Raw genomic sequence first — 16024 nt, forward strand, 5'->3', positions numbered from 1 at the left:
GTACAAAAGAAGCGGCGCGTCCCATCGGGAACGCGCCGCTTTTCGTTCTGGAGAAAGGCTTTGCCCGCGTGTGGCCCGCGCTTTTTTAGGCCAGCAGGGCCAGCGGATTCTCCAGCCCGTCGACAATGGCCCGTAGCAGGTCCGCTCCCAGTGCGCCGTCGATCACCCGGTGATCGACCGAGAGGGTCACGGACATGACCGTGGCGACCTCGACCTGACCGTCGGCCCCGACCACGGCTTTCTTGACGCCCGCACCGACGGCCAGGATGGCACCGTGCGGCGGGTTGATGACGGCGTCGAAATTCTCGATTCCGAACATGCCGAGGTTGGAAATGGCAAAGCTGCCACCCTGGTAGTCCTGGGGAGCAAGTTTGCGGTCGCGGGCGCGTGTGGCAAGGTCCTTCATCTCGGCGGAGAGGGTCGACAGGCTTTTCTGGTGGGCATCCCGCAGGACAGGCGTAAACAGCCCGCCCTCGATGGCGACGGCCACGGCGACGTCGGAAGGCTCCAGTTGCAGGATGCGGTCCCCGGCCCAGACCGCATTGGCGGCGGGCACCTGTTGCAGCGCGTTGGCGCAGGCCTTGATGATGAAATCATTCACCGAGAGCTTGACCCCGCGCGCGGCAAGCTGGTCGTTCAGCTGCTTGCGGAAGGCCATGAGCGCGTCGAGACGAATGTCCCGGCGCAGGTAGAAATGCGGAATGGTTTGTTTCGCCTCCGTCAGGCGGGCGGCAATGGTGCGGCGCATGCCGTCGAGCGGGATCTCCTGGTACGGGCGATCGGCGTAGGTCTTGAGCACCGCGTCGGCGCTGGCCCCGCCTGAGACGGGGGCGGTCGCGGTTGGCGAGGCCGGGGCGGCTGTCGGTTTGGCGGCCGGGGCGGGGGAGGCCGTCGCCGCCTCGACATCGGCCTTGACGATCCGGCCACGCGGGCCGCTGCCACTGATCTGCGCCAGGTCCAGCCCCTTCTGCTCGGCGATCCGGCGCGCCAGCGGCGAGGCGAAGATGCGCGTGCCGTCCGATGTTTGCGGTGATGGAGGGGCGGCTTTCTCGGGGCCCCCTGTGGGGGCCGCCTCGGCAGCCGCGCCGGCCTGCGCCTTCGGCGCCGTGGCCGGCGGGGCGTCGGCGATGTCGCTGGCGGTTTCGCCCTCTTCCAGCAACACGGCGATGGGCGTGTTGACCTTCACCTCGGCGGTGCCCTCGGCCACGAGGATCTTGCCGATCACCCCTTCGTCCACCGCTTCGAATTCCATCGTGGCCTTGTCGGTCTCGATCTCGGCGATCACGTCGCCGGAGCGGACCTCGTCACCTTCCTTGACCAGCCATTTGGCCAGCGTGCCTTCCTCCATCGTGGGGGACAGGGCGGGCATGAGGATTTCCGTGGGCATCTTTGATCCTCCTCTCAGCGCTGTGACAGCCGCTGGACGTGGGTATTTTTGCCAAGAAGAAGCCGCATTTCAGCGAACCTCGATCAGCGTCAGGATATCATAGGGCGGTCGCGGCGCATCGCCGCGTGCCAACCGTTCGACAGCGCGGGCCAGCGCCGCGCGATGGGCGGCGATCCATTCGTAGGCGTCCTGGTGCGAGGGCCGTCCGCCGGGGCGCAGCCCGCCGGCAATCAGGCATTCGGGCACAAAGGCGGCGCCGGCATCGGTTTCGATGCGATAGGCCTCACGCGCGACGTCGCGGCCCCGAACCTGAACCCGCGTGCTCACCGGTAGCAGACCTGTTTCGCCGCTTCGATCACCTCGGGCGTGGTGACAAGCGCGTGGCGTTCGAGGTTGGCGGCATAGGGCATGGGTACGTCCTTGCCGGTGACGTTGATGACCGGCGCGTCGAGCCAGTCGAAGGCCTGCTGCATCAGCGTCGCCGAGATGTAATTGCCGATCGAGGCCACGGGCCAGCCTTCCTCGACGGTCACGCAGCGGTTGGTTTTCTGCACGCTTGCGATGACCGCGGCCGTGTCGATGGGGCGAAGACAGCGCAGGTCGATGACCTCGGCCTCGATGCCCTCTTCGGCGAGTTTCTCGGCCGCTTCCAGCGCGTAGGTCATGCCGATGCCGAAGCTGACGATTGTCAGGTCCGAGCCTTCGCGCCAGATCCGGGCCTTGCCCAGTGGAACGGTGAAATCCTCCATCACGGGGACGTCGAAACTGCGCCCGTAGAGGATCTCGTTTTCGAGGAAGATCACCGGGTTCGGGTCACGGATGGCGCTTTTCAAGAGGCCCTTGGCGTCCGAGGCGCTGTAGGGCATCGCCACCTTGAGGCCGGGAATATGGGCGTACCAGGCGGCGTAATCCTGGCTGTGCTGGGCGCCGACACGGGCGGCGGCGCCGCTGGGGCCACGGAAGACGATGGGACAGCCCATCTGCCCGCCGGACATATACAGTGTCTTGGCCGCCGAGTTGATGATCTGGTCCATCGCCTGCATGGCGAAGTTGAAGGTCATGAACTCGACGATGGGGCGCAACCCGCCAAAGGCGGCACCGACACCGATGCCGGTAAAACCGTGTTCGGTAATCGGCGTGTCGATCACCCGTTTGGAGCCGAACTCGTCCAGCAGGCCCTGGCTGATCTTGTAGGCGCCCTGGTATTCGGCAACCTCCTCACCCATCAGGAAGACATCGCCATCGGCGCGCATTTCCTCGGCCATCGCGTCGCGCAGGGCTTCGCGGACCGTCTGCTTCTTTGTCTTGGTGTCTTCTGGCCAATCCGGCTCGGGGCGGGCGGCTTCGACCCTGGCCGGGGCGGCAGGCTGTGCAGCTGCTGCGGCGGGTTGGGCCGCAGGCTTGGCGGGTTGAGCCGCTGCGCCCGTGCCGCCGACCTGATCCGGGACCTCTTCGCCCTCTTCGACCAGCACCGCGATGGGCGTGTTCACCGCGACGTTCTGCGTGCCCTCGGTGACAAGGATCCTGCCCATCACGCCTTCGTCCACGGCCTCGAATTCCATCGTGGCCTTGTCGGTCTCGATCTCGGCGATCACGTCGCCGGCGGAAACGGTGTCGCCCTCCTTGACCAGCCATTTGGCCAGCGTGCCTTCCTCCATCGTGGGGGAGAGGGCGGGCATGAGGATTTCAGTTGGCATGTCAAACGCTCCTTCAGAACCCGCCCAACGCCAGAACGACGAGGAGCCCGATCGCGATCGCGACGACCAAAATGACGATCTGCGAGATCAACACGTTACCCATCGTCAGGTTGGACCCATCGAGCGGTTCTACGTACTTTGCCACCCAATAGGCCTGCAGGACAAAGACGGCGATGGACAGGATGCCGATCAGCACTGACAGAAGAGTCATTGCCCCCGCTGCGCCAAGGGCAAAGCCCAGGGCAAAAGACAGCGCAAAGAAGCCAAGGAAAACAAGGATGTATACCTTGAAGAGCCCGCCATAGGGGACCCGCTTCTTGAACAGCCAGCGCAGGACCAGCATGACAAGGGCGGCATAGATCAGCTGGCCGATGACGCCACCGATGATGTTGGAGACAAGTGCTCCGGCAATACTTCCGTTCATGATGGATCCTCGGGTCAGGCGTCTGCGTAGATGTCGGTCCAGAGCTCGTCGAGCGCCGGCTCCGGGCTTTCACGGGCGAACTCGGCAGAGGCGTTGACCACCGCCTTGATCTCCTTGTCGATGGCCTTGAGGTCTTCTTCGGAGGCATGGCCCCCCTGCACCAGCATGTCGCGGACGTGGTCGATGGGATCGCGTTCCTCGCGCATCTTCGACACTTCCTCGCGGGTGCGGTACTTGGCCGGGTCCGACATGGAATGGCCGCGATAGCGGTAGGTCTTGATTTCCAGGATGTAGGGGCCCTTGCCTGCGCGGCAGTGTTTCACCGCCTTTTCGCCCGCCGCCTTCACTGCCAGTACATCCATGCCGTCGACCATCTCTCCGGGGATGCCGAAGGCGTTGCCGCGGTGATAGATGTCCGGGGTCGAGGTCGACCGCTTCATCGCCGTGCCCATCGCGTACTGGTTGTTCTCGATCACGAAGACCACGGGCAGGTCCCAAAGGGCGGCCATGTTGAAGGTCTCGTAGACCTGGCCCTGGTTGGCGGCGCCATCCCCGAAATAGGTGAAGGTCACGCGGCCGTTGCCCTTGTACTTGTCGGCAAAGGCAAGGCCCGCGCCCAGTGGCACCTGCGCGCCGACGATGCCGTGCCCGCCGTAGAAATGCTTTTCGCGGCTGAACATGTGCATCGAGCCGCCCTTGCCCTTGGAATAGCCGCCCTCACGGCCGGTCAGTTCCGCCATGACGCCATTCGGGTCCATTCCGCAGGCCAGCATGTGCCCGTGATCGCGGTACGAGGTGATGCGCTTGTCGCCTTCCTCTGCGGCGGCCTCAAGGCCCACGACGACGGCCTCCTGCCCGATGTAGAGGTGACAGAAGCCGCCGATCAGGCCCATGCCGTAGAGCTGGCCGGCCTTTTCCTCGAACCGGCGGATCAACAGCATGTCGCGGTAATACTGCGTCAGCTCCTCGGGCGAGACATTGGGTTTCGCCGTTGTCTTTCGGGCTGCCATGACACTCCTCCCCAGGACTCGTTCAGTACTGAACTACTTCGGGCGAGGATAGGCGGGGTGCGCGACGGCGTAAAGCCTCTACGCGTCCGGTCACGGGAGCGGGCAGAGCGGCGACAAGGGCAAGCGCGTGTCAGTGCACCACGATCTCGTCGCTGCGGATCAGGCCCAGCACGTCACGGGCCTGCTGGTCCAGCAGGTCGAGGTCCAGGAAATCGTCGGACAGGCGGCGTGTGAGGTTTTCCATCCGCGCGACCTCTGCGTGCAGCTCGTCCAGTTCGCGGGCCAGCTTGTCGCCTTCGACGGCGATTTCCGCGCGACGGAACAGGCCGGAATCCCCCTGCACGGCGGCAAAGGTGAAATAGGCCGAAAGGCTCAGCGTCACGGAGAAAAAGACCAAGGCCCCCAGCGAAGGGCGCGATCGACGGGATGTCATGTGTCTGCCTCAAACACGCGCCTCTTTGGGGGCGCATGGTGGGAGAGTGGCACAACCGCGCGGGAAAGGGAATCCCGCGCGGCACCTGATTCGCGGCGCGCTGCAAAAAGTCCTTGCAGCGTTGCATTCATGCACTCAGCGCCGCGGCGACTCGGTTTTCGGGGCGGGCGGGCGCGGGGGCGGGGCGCCGCCCGGAACCGCCTCTGCGAAATCGTCGGGGTCGCCGCTGCGCAGGAACTGGGCGGCGCGCAGGAAGTCCAGCGGACCGAAGGGTGTCATGCGGGCCCCTGGGGATTGCCCCGGTGCATCGACGACAGCGTCTGCAGCAAGCCGCTGTAGTAGGTCATCTCGTCCTTCAGCATCAGCTTGCGCGATTTCAGCGCGCGCAGGCGGCTCATGCTGGGCAGGGGGCGGCGCTGTTCGGCCTCGATGTCCTGTTCCAGCGCGGCGTGGCGGTTGCGAAGCGCCTGAACGCGGGCCTCCAGCGACGGGGTGCCGGTCTTTGCTGTCTTCATCTTCGGGTCCTCCTCTGGCGTTACGGGATCGAGATGGGGGGCTACGGAATGCGATAAAACCCAATGCAATGATGATTTTGCATTGGTTATTCCTATATTTCAGGAAACAGGAGGCCCGTCGTGCCCGAGACCCCAAGCCTGCGCCAGTTGCGCTATTTTCTCCTGCTGGCCGAGACCGGACAATATGGCCGCGCCGCCGCGCGCGCGGGTATCAGCCAGCCTTCGCTCAGCCTGCAGATCGCGGAACTGGAAAAGCGGCTGGGCCTGCACCTGGTGGAACGCCGACGCCGCGGTGTCGTCCTGACTCCCGAGGGCCGCGAGGTGCGCGCCCGCGCCGCCCGCATCGCCGAAGAGGTCGAGGCGCTGGTGGAAACCGCGCAGATGCTGGGAACGGGGAAGGCGGCGCAGTTGCGGCTGGGTTCGACGCCTACCATCGGGCCCTACCTGCTGCCCGGACTGGTCCGCCGTCTGCACGCCGCCGACCCGGATGCCAAGCTGATCCTGCGTGACGGTGCGCCGCGCGACCTGACAGAGGACCTGGTTGCGGGGGTGCATGACGCCATCCTGACGCAACTGCCGGTTCAGGCCCGGGACGTGACCGTGATCCGATTGTTCCGCGAACCCCTGGTGGTGGCAATGGCCCATGATCACCCGCTGGCCGAGGCGGAGGAGGTGCGCGATACCGATCTGGCGGGACAGGACGTCCTTTCCCTTTCCAGCGCCTTTGCCCTGCATGACCAGATTGCCACGCTCTGCCGCGACCTCGGCGCCCATCTTAGGGCCGACTACGAGGGCACCAGCCTCGATGCCTTGCGCCAGATGGTGGCGATGAACATGGGGCTCAGCTTTCTGCCCGCGCTCTACGTGCGCTCGGAAATCAGCTCGCCGCGTGGCGACGTGGCGGTGCGCCCCTTCCGCAAGGGGCGATTCACCCGGTCCGTCGGTCTGGTCTGGCGGCAAAGCTCGGGGCGGGCGGCCAGTCTCGAACGGCTGGCCGATGTGCTGCGCGAGGTCATTCGCGTCGATCACGCAGGTGTTGTCATTCCCGAGGGCTGAGAGCTCTCGACCTTGCGCGCGGTTTCCCCGATTGTGCGGCCATGACTCGTGTGTTTTTCGTCCTGACGATCTGTCTGTCTGTCGCCGCCTGCGGCCCGCGCGGCATGGTGTCCCTTGTCCAGGGCGTGACGCCCGAAGCTTATGACGCGACGGTGCAGCGGGTGTTCATCGCCAGCAATCGTCACCTTGAACAGGGGTCCCCCGAAGAGGCGTTGCACCAGGCCTTTGGCGATAGCCGCGACCCGGTGGTGAGTTATGGCCGTATCGACATTTCGATCCCGCCCAGCCACCAGCCGGGCCAGATCGAATGGCCGGGCAACGACCGCCCGGACCCGGCACAGCATTTCGTGGCGCTGTCGGGCGAGCGCTACGCCAGCCAACTGGCCTTTCTGCGCAACCTGCCGCGCCCGGGTGGGCGCCCCGACGTGGTGCTGTTCGTACACGGGTTCAACGTGAACAACGCCGAGGCGGTCTACCGACTGGCCCAGATCGCGCATGACTACAAGACAGAAGACCCGGTCATCAGCTTTTCCTGGCCTTCGGCCGGTGATCCGCGCGGCTATGTCTATGACCGCGACAGCGTGATCTTCGCACGCGACGATCTCGAATCCCTGCTGCTGGGGTTGGCGCGCGACAAGCGGCGGGTTCTCATCATCGCCCATTCGATGGGCAGCCAGCTGGTGATGGAGACGCTGCGGCAGATTTCGATCTCCGGCAAGGGCAGGGCGCTGACCAGCATCATGGGCGTGGCCCTGATCAGCCCCGATATCGACGAGGATGTCTTTCTCCGGCAAGCGCGCCGGATCGAACCCTTCCCTGAACCTTTCATGATCGTCGTGTCGCGCCGGGACCGGGCCCTGGGCCTGGCGGCCCTCCTGACCGGCACGCCGTCGCGGCTTGGCTCGATCGACGATCCGTCAAGGCTGGCGCAACTGCCGATCGAGATCATCGACCTCAGCACCATTCCCGGCGGTGACAGAGCGGGGCATTCCACAGCCTTTACCGCGCCCGAGGCGATCCGCCTGCTGCGCGACCTGTCCACGCCATAGGGGCGGCGTTGCATCGCTGCACTGCTATTGGCGGTCTGATGCAACAAAGGGCTGGAAACGAATCGCGCGCCAGTTAAATTTTCGTCGCATGACGAAAGGGTTATTCATCATCCTTCTGGCCGGCCTTGTCGCCGCCTGCGCCCCCCGGGGCCAGATCGACCACGTGCCGCGCGCCGTGGCCGGGGCTGCCGACCTGCGGCGCGTCTTTGTCGCCACCAACCGCAACCTCGCCCCCGAGGGCGACCTGGAACTGGTCCGTCAGGCCTTTGGTGCGGCCCGGTCGCAGGAACTGCGCTATGGCTGGGCAGACATCTCGATCCCGCCTACCCACGAGGAGGGAGAAATCGAATGGCCCGGCCGGGCCAGTCCCGATCCCGCCCGCCATTTCGTCACCCGCGACGGCGCGCCCTATGCGGGCAAGCGCCAGTTCCTCGACGGTCTGACCTCCGCGTCGCAGCCGGGGCGCAAGGATGTGGTCCTGTTCGTGCACGGGTTCAACGTCCGTAATGCCGAGGCGGTATACCGGGTTGCGCAGGTGGCGCATGACTTCGACGCCAAGATCCCCATCGTGCTCTATTCCTGGGCCTCTGCGGGGCGGGTGCGCGGCTATGTCTATGACCGTGACAGCGTGATGTTCTCGCGCGACGGGCTGGCCCAGGTTCTGCGCGACCTCGCCAGCGAAGGCTGGCGCGTGACGCTGGTGGCGCATTCGATGGGCGCGCAGCTGACGATGGAGGCGCTGCGCCAGGCGTCGATTGCAGGGGACGAGGCATCGCTCAAGGCGCTGCGCGGCGTGGCGCTGATCAGCCCGGACATCGACGAGGATGTCTTTGTGCAGCAGGCGTTGAAAATCAAGCCCTTCCCGGAACCCTTCCTCGTGCTTGTCTCAAAGATGGATTCGGCGCTCAGCGTCTCTGCCTGGCTGACGGGCAAACCCTGGCGGCTGGGATCGATCCAGGACAAGACGCGGCTGGCGGGCCTGCCGATCCGGATCGTCGATCTCAGCGATTTTCGAGGCGGCGACCGGCGCAAGCATATCACCGCCCTGACGGCGCCCGAGGCGATCAAGGTGCTTTACCGGATGGAACGGGAACTCGCCCGGCAGCGATAGACCGCCGGGCGCAAGGGGCGATCAGGCCTCCAGCGCGGCGACGCCGGGCAGGGTTTTACCTTCCATCCATTCCAGGAAGGCGCCCCCGGCGGTCGAGATATAACTGAACCCGGAGGCCGCACCGGCCTTGTTCAGCGCCGCGACCGTATCGCCACCGCCCGCGACCGAGACCAGCTTGCCCAGTTCGCTGCGTTCCGCCGCGTGTTTCGCGGCGGCATTGGTGGCCGCGTCGAAGGGCGCGATCTCGAAGGCGCCCAGCGGGCCGTTCCAGATAAGTGTTTCGGCCTCGTCGATGGCCGCGATCACGGCGGCCACGGAGTCCGGCCCGGCATCCAGGATCATCGCGTCCGAGGGGCAGGCATCCGCAGGAACGGTCTCGTTCTCGGCGCCTTCCTTGAACTCGCGCGCCACAACCACGTCGGTCGGCAGGATGATCCGGCAGCCCGCCGTCTCGGCCTTGGCCATGATCTCTTTCGCGGTGCCGGTCATCTCGTGTTCGGCCAGCGACTTGCCCACGTCGATGCCCTTGGCGGCAAGGAAAGTATTGGCCATGCCGCCGCCGATCACCAGCATGTCGACTTTTTCGACGAGGTTGCCCAGCAGGTCCAGCTTGGTCGAGACCTTGGCCCCGCCGACCACGGCAAGCACGGGCCGTGCAGGCGTGCCAAGCGCGCCTTCCAGGGCTTCAAGCTCGGCCTGCATCAGGCGACCGGCGCAGGCGGGCAGGGCATGGGCAAGGCCCGTGGTCGAGGCATGGGCCCGGTGCGCCGCTGAAAAGGCGTCCGAGCAATAGACATCCCCCAGCGCGGCCATCCCGGCCACCAGCTCAGGGTCGTTCTTTTCCTCGCCCGCGTGGAAACGGGTGTTCTCCAGCAAGGCGACCTGGTTCTCGCCCAGGCCGTCGATCACCGCAGCCGCTGCCGGGCCGATGCAGTCGCTGGCAAAGACGACCTCGACGCCCAGCACCGCTTCCATCGTCGGGATCAGCGGTTGCAGGCTCATGTCGGCGCGACGTTCGCCCTTGGGGCGGCCGAAATGCGCCAGAAGCACCGGCTTGCCGCCCTTGTCCAGGATGGTCTGCACCGTCGCCGCGATCCGCTCGATCCGCGTGGCATCGGTCACTTCCCCGTCTTCCATCGGCACGTTGATGTCGACCCGGGTCAACACGCGCTTGCCCTCAAGGTCCATGTCGTCAAGGGTGTTCCAGCCCATCTCTCACTCTCCGGTCGCAATTCCCCGGCCCACTAGACCCGATGTGCCGTGCAGGTCAACGCCGTCTTGGCTTTGCCCGCGTCACAGGCTACCTCTCGTCGCAAATGAGAAACGGAGAAAGACCAATGGCCGATATCAAGGACCCGGAAAACACCATCCTGATGGAACTCAAGGGCGGCACCGTCACCATCGAGCTGCTGCCCGACGTGGCCCCCGACCATGCCGCACGCATGAAAGAGCTGGCGCGCGCGGGTGCCTATGACAACGTCTGCTTTCACCGCGTGATCGAGGGGTTCATGGCCCAGACCGGCGACGTGGCGCATGGCAACATGGAAAAGGACTTCAACCTGCGCCGTGCAGGCACCGGTGGGTCCGACCTGCCGGACCTCAAGGCAGAGTTCTCCAAGCTGCCGCATGACCGGGGCACCCTGGGCGCCGCGCGCTCGCAGAACCCCAACAGCGCCAACTCTCAGTTCTTCATCAACTTCAAGGACAACCATTTCCTCAACGGTCAGTACACGGTCTATGGCCGCGTGATCGAGGGCATGGACCATGTCGACGCGATCACCCGGGGCGAGCCGCCCGCGAATCCCGACCGCATGATCTCGGTGAAGGTGGCCGCAGATGTCACCGGTTAAAGGCGGTATTCTAGCGGTCGCCGTGCTGCTGGTCGGCATGGGGGGCTATTCGGTGCTGCGCGGTGGTGCAGGGGCGGTGGATGCCGCCCCCGATCCTGCCGCGCCTGCCGAGGATGGCGTGGCCGCCGCGCCTGCGCCCGTGGCCGAGCCTGTCCTTGAACCGCTGCCCGAAGGCGCGGATATGGGGCTGCAGATCCAGCTTGCGGGCGAGGCGGACGGCACCATCACCATCGACCTCTTCGAGGACGTGGCCCCGGGCCACACCGCCCAGATCGTCGCGCTGGCCAAGGCCGGTGCCTATGACGGGGTGGTCTTTCACCGGGTGATCGATGGCTTCATGGCCCAGACCGGCGACGTTCAGTTCGGCCGCACGGGCGCCGAGGATTTCGACATGCGCCGCGCCGGCATGGGCGGCTCGACCCTTCCGGACCTCGAGGCGGAATTCTCGGAGCTGTCCTTCGAACGCGGTGTCGTCGGCATGGCGCGGTCGCAAAGCCCGGACAGCGCCAATTCGCAGTTCTTCATCATGTTTGCCCCCGGTCCCTTCCTTGACGGTCAGTACACGATCGTCGGCAAGGTGACGGAGGGCATGGACGTGGTCGACGCCATCAAGCGCGGCGACCAGCGCGCCAACGGCGCCGTGACCGGAGAGCCGGACCGCATGGTCAAGGTCACCGTCACCCAGGAGTGACCCGTGCCCACGCGCTGTCAAAAGCGCGTGGGACAGGCTGGGCAGACGCAGATTTTCGCGGCATCCTTCGGGCCACGCCCGGAGGAGAGCCAATGCGACTTTTGCCCAGACTTGCTTTTCTGACGATCTTTGCCGCCATGTCGGCTGCCGCCGATCCCGCCTTCTGGAAACACGAATGGCCGGACACGGATTTCGAAAAGACCACCATCACCAACTGGGTCGAGATCATGTCGGGCGGTCCGCCCAAGGACGGCATCCCGGCGCTGACCGATCCGCAGTTCATCCCGGTCGACCAGGAAAGCCGCATCCCCGATGCCGAGCCGGTCATTACCGTCGTGATCGAGGGCGAGCGCCCGCGCGCCTACCCGATCCGCTATCTCACCTGGCATGAAATCGTGAACGACGTCATCGGAGAGGTCCCGGTGGCGGTCACCTTCTGCCCCTTGTGCAACTCTGCCCTGACCTTCGACCGGCGCGTCGGGGACAGGATGCTGACATTCGGCGTGTCCGGCAAGCTGCGCAACTCGGACATGGTCATGTATGACCGCGAAACCCAAAGCTGGTGGCAGCAGGCCATCGGCACCGGCATCGTCGGTGAGCTGACCGGGGTCGAACTGGTCACGCTGCCCAGTTGGATGGAAAGCCTTGCCCAGTTCCGGGAACGTCACGCGGACGGCGTGGTCATGGCCGAACCGGCCTGGAACCGGCCCTACGGTCAGAACCCCTACCGCAACTACGACTCGTCGAAACGGCCCTTTCTCTATTCCGGAGAGATGCCGCCGCACGGCATCCCGCCGCTGATGCGGGTGGTGCGCGTGGGCGACCGGGCCTGGCCGATGGATCGCCTTGCCGAGGCCGGCGAGCTGCGCGAGGCGGGCGTGGTCATCACCTGGCGCGCCGGTCAGGCCTCGGCGCTGGATGCGGGCCGGATCGCGGCGGGGCGCGACGTGGGCTCGGTCCGGGTGCGGGATGAGGGCGGCGCCGACTTGCCGCATGACGTGATGTTCGCCTTTGCCTTTCACGCCTTCTGGCCAGAGGGAGAGTGGATGCTGGGCGAGTGAACGCGGCGCCCGTAGGATGGGTTGTGTCAACCCATTCTCGCAATGGGACGGTCATGCCGCCATCCGCAGCGGCAGGCGCCGCGCCAGCGGGGCCAGCGCCCCCATGTGCAGCCATGTTCCGCCAAGGCGATGTGCCCGCGCGCCTGTGCCCAGCTTGAAATGGGTCACGCCGGGCGCGTCCTGCGTGTTCAGAATGCCCAGGTCCAGGCAATCGTGCCCGCGTGCCGAAAGCGTCTGCATGGCGCGCCAGAGCAGCAGGTTCATCGCGTGGCATCGCCGTCCCTCCGGCGTGGTCACACCGATTTGCCAGGTGGCCATGCGCCCGTGCCGCAGCATCAGCGCGCCCGCGACGGGCCTGCCCTTGTCCAGTGCCTCGAACACCCGCGCCGCGCCGGGGTTGGCCTGGGCAAAGGCAGCGCTGAACGCCGGGGGAAAGCCCTTATAACCTCTGGTGCGGGCCTGCACACCCTCGGCGGTCAGGATCCAGTGATCCGGGGTTAGGTCCGTCTCGCGCAGCGTCAGCCCGAACCGTTCCGCCCGCTTCAGCCGGTTGCGCCATTTCTGTGCCAATGCCGCCCGCATTCCGGCCTCGGTTCCCAGTGGCAGCAGGGCCAACGTGGCCGGTGTTACCAGCGGCCAGAACCCGGCACCGCGCAGCGCCCCGGCGCTCAGCCCGTCGGCATTCAGCACCAGTGGCCGCCCGTCGTGCCAGCGCGCCCAATCCCGCAGCCAGTTGCCCAGGTCGTCCGGATGTGCCGCGACCGGCCCGCGCGACACCAGGTCCAGCCGTCCCAGAGGGCCGATCCGGCGCGACTGCACCTGCCAGACCAGTCCGCCGTCGTTTCGACAACGGCGCAGGGGCCGGCCAAGCAGATCGCAGCTGCGGGCGAATTCCTTGGACTGGGGCAGTGGCAAGAGCAGGGACATGAGCGACATTAACCGCATGGAAAGTTTCCATGCTGTTAACTGCGCTCATGATGACCAAACACCTGCGGCACGATCCGCCCCGCGCCATTCCCCGTGACATGGCCCGCCCACGCCCGACCGTGGCGGCCGCGCTCTTGCTGGCGGGGGCTTTGTCACTGCCCTTTGCGGCCCTGGCCGTTTTCCAGACGGTTTTCTGACCATCAGGGCAGCGGCGGGTCCATGTAGATGTCGGCGATCGGCACATCGGGCGGCAGGATGCCCATGCAGCCCAGCTCGATATCCACGTCGCAATCGTAGCATTCAACCTGCGATACCAGCGTGACCCGTGCATTGTAGCAGCTGAACCGCAGGCGGGGCATCTGCCCACCGCCGTAGCCATCGGGATAGAGCCAGCTCTGGAATTCCTCCCATTGGCCTGCGTTGATCTCACACTCATAGGGGCGTCCGGTGCGCGCATCGACAAAGGCCCCGGTCGAGCGCATGACCTCGCCGTTCCGCGTCAAAGTCATCGCGCCGGACCCCGGTTGCAGGTCCAGGTGCGCAGGCGCCTGGCTGCGGCTGTTGCGGCAGATCGCGTCAAAGAACTGTTCCTGCGCATAGGGATAGCGCCCATAGTTCAGCACGTTGGGTTCCACGTCGACGCCCCAGCGCACCGCCTGTTCCACGGTGTCCAGCACCAGCGGATCATCTGCGGGATGCGCCAGCATCTCGGCGAACAGGCCCTCTGACATGAATAGTCCGCCGCTGGCGATCATGGCGGCAATGCGCGCGCTGGCCTGCATCCCCACCTCCCAGATCTGGCGCGCCGTCTCGGGGGAATGGCTGTCTTCGGTCAGGTTTATGGCGGGTGCGTGCAGGCTCAGCCGGCCCTTGGGGTGCAGGATGAAATTCGAACGGCCCTCGTAGGCGGGGTTGCCGGAAAACCGGACGAAACGCCCGGCCAGAAAGACCAGCGCGCAGGCGCCGTTGCAGGTATCGTCGCGGGCGATGGCCGTCTGGATGCCGGCGGGACCACCGCTGCGGTCGCTGCTTTGATCCTGGATGTAGCCGACGATGCGCAGCGCCTCGACCAGCGAGCCGCCGGCGCTGTTCAGGCACACCCGGTGGGTAAAGATCGCATCGGGTGCGTAGTCCAGCGCCGGGCTGAACTGTCGAAAGATGACATCGGGCCTGAAATCCGGATCGTCAAATCCCCCTGTCGGCGAGGTTTCGAGAAAGGGGGCGATCCGCTCCCGGTCGCCTGTCTCGATGGGGCCGGACAGGCGCGCGGTACATCCCATCTCTGCCATCTTTGGCGAAATGTCGGTTTCAAGCGTGGCCGCCTGCAGCGGCGTGGCCAGCAGGGCCAGGGAAATCAAGCCGGAAAGAAATCGCATCGGGACAACCTGTTCATGAGACGATAAATCCCTGTCAGATTGCCCGGTTCGGCCCTCCGGATCAATCGGCCCCGCGCAAAAGCAACGGGCCGCCCCTCAGGGGACGGCCCGTATTCCGTTCAGACCGAAAGGCTCAGTCCGCCAGCTTGACCAGCGCGTGCCGCTTCTTGCCCGCCGACAGCTTGACCGGCGAGGCCAGCGCACCCGCGTCCAGCATCATCCCGGCATCGGTCAGCGGCGCATCGTCGATGCGCGCGCCGTTTTCGGCGATCAGGCGCTTGGCCTCCTTGCCGGACTTCGCCAACCCCGACTTGACGATCAGCTGCACGATGGAAATGCCGTCGCCCAGGTCCGCAGGCGACAGTTCCAGCGTTGGCAGGTCGTCCCCGACGCCGCCTTTCTCAAAGACCTCGCGCGCGGTGGCCTCTGCTGCCGCGGCCGCCTCGGCCCCGTGACACAGCGCGGTGACCTCATTGGCCAGCACGATCTTGGCGTCGTTGATCTCGGATCCGGCCAGCGCACCCAGGCGTTCGCATTCGTCCAGCGGCATCTCGGTATAAAGCTTGAGGAACCGGCCCACGTCGGCATCGGTCGTGTTGCGCCAGAACTGCCAGAATTCATAGGGCGACAGCATGTCCGAGTTCAGCCAGATCGCGCCGCCCTGGCTCTTGCCCATCTTGCGCCCGTCCGAGGTGGTCAGCAGCGGCGAGGTCAGGCCATAGATCTCTTCGTCCAGAACACGGCGGGTCAGGTCGATGCCGTTGACGATGTTGCCCCACTGGTCGCTGCCGCCCATCTGCAGGGTACAGTCATAGCGGCGGTACAGTTCGAGGAAGTCATAGGCCTGCAGGATCATGTAGTTGAACTCGAGGAAGCTCAGCGATTGTTCCCGGTCCAGCCGCGATTTCACGGATTCGAACGACAGCATCCGGTTGACGCTGAAATGCCGCCCGATGTCGCGCAGGAATTCCAGGTAGTTGAGCCCGTCCAGCCATTCGGCATTGTTCAGCATCAGCGCGCCGTTGCCGGATTCGCCATAGTCCAGGTACTTGGCGAAGACCTGTTTCATGCCGTCGATGTTGGCGTCGATCTGGTCCGGCGTCAGCAGCGGGCGTTCATCTGCGCGGAACGAGGGATCGCCCACCTTGGTGGTGCCGCCGCCCATCAGCGTGATCGGCTTGTGCCCGGTCTTCTGGAACCAGCGCAGCATCATGATGTTCAGCAGGTGCCCGACATGCAGCGATTTTGCCGTGGCGTCATAGCCGATATAGGCGGTCACCACCCCCTGGCTCAGCGCCTCGTCCAGCGCCTGGTAGTCGGTGCAGTCGGCCAGGTAGCCGCGCTGCATCATGACGGCCATGAAATCCGATTTGGGATGGTAGGTCATGCGGGTGCCTCTGTATACTGCGCGGCGCAGGTATAAGCGCGGGCAGGGCC

At 65.7% G+C, this 16024-nt stretch carries 19 protein-coding genes; 7 read left to right on the top strand and 12 right to left on the bottom strand.

Going from position 1 to position 16024, the window contains the following annotated elements; genetic code table 11:
* Nucleotides 1-85 precede the first annotated feature (85 nt).
* From BLQ71_RS04375 to BLQ71_RS04405, 8 genes are all read right to left on the bottom strand, one after another.
* Nucleotides 86-1387 carry a pyruvate dehydrogenase complex dihydrolipoamide acetyltransferase gene (locus BLQ71_RS04375; protein WP_074620846.1) on the bottom strand — a complete coding sequence of 434 codons (1302 nt, stop codon included), beginning with the start codon at nucleotides 1385-1387 and terminating at the stop codon, nucleotides 86-88.
* Nucleotides 1388-1456: 69 nt separating this feature from the next.
* Nucleotides 1457-1714 carry a hypothetical protein gene (locus tag BLQ71_RS04380; protein WP_074620847.1) on the bottom strand — a complete coding sequence of 86 codons (258 nt, stop codon included), beginning with the start codon at nucleotides 1712-1714 and terminating at the stop codon, nucleotides 1457-1459.
* Nucleotides 1711-3084: a pyruvate dehydrogenase complex E1 component subunit beta gene (locus BLQ71_RS04385; RefSeq protein WP_074620848.1), complete on the bottom strand. Its 1374-nt coding sequence runs from the start codon at nucleotides 3082-3084 to the stop codon at nucleotides 1711-1713. The genes BLQ71_RS04380 and BLQ71_RS04385 overlap by 4 nt, the downstream gene beginning before the upstream one ends.
* A 13-nt stretch (nucleotides 3085-3097) precedes the next feature.
* Nucleotides 3098-3508 carry a hypothetical protein gene (locus BLQ71_RS04390; protein ID WP_074620849.1) on the bottom strand — a complete coding sequence of 137 codons (411 nt, stop codon included), beginning with the start codon at nucleotides 3506-3508 and terminating at the stop codon, nucleotides 3098-3100.
* A 14-nt stretch (nucleotides 3509-3522) separates the two neighbouring features.
* The gene (gene pdhA, locus BLQ71_RS04395) at nucleotides 3523-4518 is read right to left on the bottom strand and encodes a pyruvate dehydrogenase (acetyl-transferring) E1 component subunit alpha (RefSeq protein WP_074620850.1); all 996 of its coding nucleotides are present in this window, start codon (nucleotides 4516-4518) and stop codon (nucleotides 3523-3525) included.
* Nucleotides 4519-4648: 130 nt separating this feature from the next.
* Nucleotides 4649-4951, bottom strand: a complete 303-nt coding sequence (locus BLQ71_RS04400; RefSeq protein WP_043143530.1) for an FtsB family cell division protein — start codon at nucleotides 4949-4951, stop codon at nucleotides 4649-4651.
* Nucleotides 4952-5086: 135 nt separating this feature from the next.
* Complete coding sequence (locus BLQ71_RS26305) at nucleotides 5087-5230, bottom strand: hypothetical protein (protein ID WP_157923279.1); 144 nt, start codon at nucleotides 5228-5230, stop codon at nucleotides 5087-5089.
* Nucleotides 5227-5466, bottom strand: coding sequence for a YdcH family protein (locus tag BLQ71_RS04405; RefSeq protein WP_074620851.1), 240 nt, complete (start codon nucleotides 5464-5466; stop codon nucleotides 5227-5229). Before BLQ71_RS04405 ends, BLQ71_RS26305 begins: the two co-directional genes overlap by 4 nt.
* A gap of 120 nt (nucleotides 5467-5586) precedes the next feature.
* Here BLQ71_RS04405 and BLQ71_RS04410 point away from each other — a divergent pair, with 120 nt between their 5' ends.
* The 3 genes from BLQ71_RS04410 to BLQ71_RS04420 all read left to right on the top strand — a co-directional run bounded on the left by BLQ71_RS04410 (nucleotide 5587) and on the right by BLQ71_RS04420 (nucleotide 8682).
* Nucleotides 5587-6522, top strand: a complete 936-nt coding sequence (locus BLQ71_RS04410) for a hydrogen peroxide-inducible genes activator (protein ID WP_074620852.1) — start codon at nucleotides 5587-5589, stop codon at nucleotides 6520-6522.
* A gap of 41 nt (nucleotides 6523-6563) precedes the next feature.
* Nucleotides 6564-7571, top strand: coding sequence for an alpha/beta hydrolase (locus BLQ71_RS04415; protein WP_083242514.1), 1008 nt, complete (start codon nucleotides 6564-6566; stop codon nucleotides 7569-7571).
* A gap of 88 nt (nucleotides 7572-7659) precedes the next feature.
* Nucleotides 7660-8682 carry an alpha/beta hydrolase gene (locus BLQ71_RS04420; protein ID WP_052244574.1) on the top strand — a complete coding sequence of 341 codons (1023 nt, stop codon included), beginning with the start codon at nucleotides 7660-7662 and terminating at the stop codon, nucleotides 8680-8682.
* Between the two features lie 21 nt (nucleotides 8683-8703).
* Here BLQ71_RS04420 and BLQ71_RS04425 read toward each other — a convergent pair whose 3' ends face one another.
* The gene (locus tag BLQ71_RS04425) at nucleotides 8704-9894 is read right to left on the bottom strand and encodes a phosphoglycerate kinase (protein ID WP_043143536.1); all 1191 of its coding nucleotides are present in this window, start codon (nucleotides 9892-9894) and stop codon (nucleotides 8704-8706) included.
* A gap of 125 nt (nucleotides 9895-10019) precedes the next feature.
* Here BLQ71_RS04425 and BLQ71_RS04430 point away from each other — a divergent pair, with 125 nt between their 5' ends.
* From BLQ71_RS04430 to BLQ71_RS04440, 3 genes are all read left to right on the top strand, one after another.
* Nucleotides 10020-10532, top strand: a complete 513-nt coding sequence (locus BLQ71_RS04430) for a peptidylprolyl isomerase (RefSeq protein WP_043143538.1) — start codon at nucleotides 10020-10022, stop codon at nucleotides 10530-10532.
* Between the two features lie 181 nt (nucleotides 10533-10713).
* Nucleotides 10714-11223, top strand: coding sequence for a peptidylprolyl isomerase (locus BLQ71_RS04435; RefSeq protein ID WP_052244590.1), 510 nt, complete (start codon nucleotides 10714-10716; stop codon nucleotides 11221-11223).
* Nucleotides 11224-11315: 92 nt separating this feature from the next.
* On the top strand, nucleotides 11316-12284 hold the full coding sequence (locus BLQ71_RS04440; RefSeq protein WP_074620853.1) for a DUF3179 domain-containing protein: 969 nt from the start codon (nucleotides 11316-11318) through the stop codon (nucleotides 12282-12284).
* Between the two features lie 51 nt (nucleotides 12285-12335).
* Here the strand turns inward: BLQ71_RS04440 and BLQ71_RS04445 are convergent, their stop codons facing one another.
* Nucleotides 12336-13229 carry a GNAT family N-acetyltransferase gene (locus BLQ71_RS04445; protein ID WP_254780694.1) on the bottom strand — a complete coding sequence of 298 codons (894 nt, stop codon included), beginning with the start codon at nucleotides 13227-13229 and terminating at the stop codon, nucleotides 12336-12338.
* An 11-nt stretch (nucleotides 13230-13240) separates the two neighbouring features.
* Here BLQ71_RS04445 and BLQ71_RS26310 point away from each other — a divergent pair, with 11 nt between their 5' ends.
* A complete protein-coding gene (locus BLQ71_RS26310; RefSeq protein ID WP_175459218.1) occupies nucleotides 13241-13408 on the top strand; it encodes a hypothetical protein in 168 nt (55 codons plus the stop codon).
* A 3-nt stretch (nucleotides 13409-13411) separates the two neighbouring features.
* Here the strand turns inward: BLQ71_RS26310 and BLQ71_RS04450 are convergent, their stop codons facing one another.
* Nucleotides 13412-14587, bottom strand: coding sequence for a hypothetical protein (locus BLQ71_RS04450; RefSeq protein ID WP_074620855.1), 1176 nt, complete (start codon nucleotides 14585-14587; stop codon nucleotides 13412-13414).
* Between the two features lie 133 nt (nucleotides 14588-14720).
* Nucleotides 14721-15974 carry a tyrosine--tRNA ligase gene (gene tyrS, locus BLQ71_RS04455; RefSeq protein ID WP_074620856.1) on the bottom strand — a complete coding sequence of 418 codons (1254 nt, stop codon included), beginning with the start codon at nucleotides 15972-15974 and terminating at the stop codon, nucleotides 14721-14723.
* Nucleotides 15975-16024: the final 50 nt, after the last annotated feature.

Source organism: Antarctobacter albus, assembly GCF_900101505.1.
Taxonomy (GTDB): Bacteria; Pseudomonadota; Alphaproteobacteria; order Rhodobacterales; family Rhodobacteraceae; genus Antarctobacter; species Antarctobacter albus.

What these genes read in the sequence shown, in the direction of transcription:
- BLQ71_RS04375 (WP_074620846.1), bottom strand. Translation starts at nt 1,387, where the DNA reads ATGCCCACGGAAATCCTCATGCCCGCCCTGTCCCCCACGATGGAGGAA.
- BLQ71_RS04385 (WP_074620848.1), bottom strand. Translation starts at nt 3,084, where the DNA reads ATGCCAACTGAAATCCTCATGCCCGCCCTCTCCCCCACGATGGAGGAA.
- BLQ71_RS04390 (WP_074620849.1), bottom strand. Translation starts at nt 3,508, where the DNA reads ATGAACGGAAGTATTGCCGGAGCACTTGTCTCCAACATCATCGGTGGC.
- pdhA (WP_074620850.1), bottom strand. Translation starts at nt 4,518, where the DNA reads ATGGCAGCCCGAAAGACAACGGCGAAACCCAATGTCTCGCCCGAGGAG.
- BLQ71_RS04400 (WP_043143530.1), bottom strand. Translation starts at nt 4,951, where the DNA reads ATGACATCCCGTCGATCGCGCCCTTCGCTGGGGGCCTTGGTCTTTTTC.
- BLQ71_RS26305 (WP_157923279.1), bottom strand. Translation starts at nt 5,230, where the DNA reads ATGACACCCTTCGGTCCGCTGGACTTCCTGCGCGCCGCCCAGTTCCTG.
- BLQ71_RS04405 (WP_074620851.1), bottom strand. Translation starts at nt 5,466, where the DNA reads ATGAAGACAGCAAAGACCGGCACCCCGTCGCTGGAGGCCCGCGTTCAG.
- BLQ71_RS04415 (WP_083242514.1), top strand. Translation starts at nt 6,564, where the DNA reads ATGACTCGTGTGTTTTTCGTCCTGACGATCTGTCTGTCTGTCGCCGCC.
- BLQ71_RS04420 (WP_052244574.1), top strand. Translation starts at nt 7,660, where the DNA reads ATGACGAAAGGGTTATTCATCATCCTTCTGGCCGGCCTTGTCGCCGCC.
- BLQ71_RS04425 (WP_043143536.1), bottom strand. Translation starts at nt 9,894, where the DNA reads ATGGGCTGGAACACCCTTGACGACATGGACCTTGAGGGCAAGCGCGTG.
- BLQ71_RS04430 (WP_043143538.1), top strand. Translation starts at nt 10,020, where the DNA reads ATGGCCGATATCAAGGACCCGGAAAACACCATCCTGATGGAACTCAAG.
- BLQ71_RS04435 (WP_052244590.1), top strand. Translation starts at nt 10,714, where the DNA reads ATGGGGCTGCAGATCCAGCTTGCGGGCGAGGCGGACGGCACCATCACC.
- BLQ71_RS04440 (WP_074620853.1), top strand. Translation starts at nt 11,316, where the DNA reads ATGCGACTTTTGCCCAGACTTGCTTTTCTGACGATCTTTGCCGCCATG.
- BLQ71_RS04445 (WP_254780694.1), bottom strand. Translation starts at nt 13,229, where the DNA reads ATGCGGTTAATGTCGCTCATGTCCCTGCTCTTGCCACTGCCCCAGTCC.
- BLQ71_RS26310 (WP_175459218.1), top strand. Translation starts at nt 13,241, where the DNA reads ATGCTGTTAACTGCGCTCATGATGACCAAACACCTGCGGCACGATCCG.
- BLQ71_RS04450 (WP_074620855.1), bottom strand. Translation starts at nt 14,587, where the DNA reads ATGCGATTTCTTTCCGGCTTGATTTCCCTGGCCCTGCTGGCCACGCCG.
- tyrS (WP_074620856.1), bottom strand. Translation starts at nt 15,974, where the DNA reads ATGACCTACCATCCCAAATCGGATTTCATGGCCGTCATGATGCAGCGC.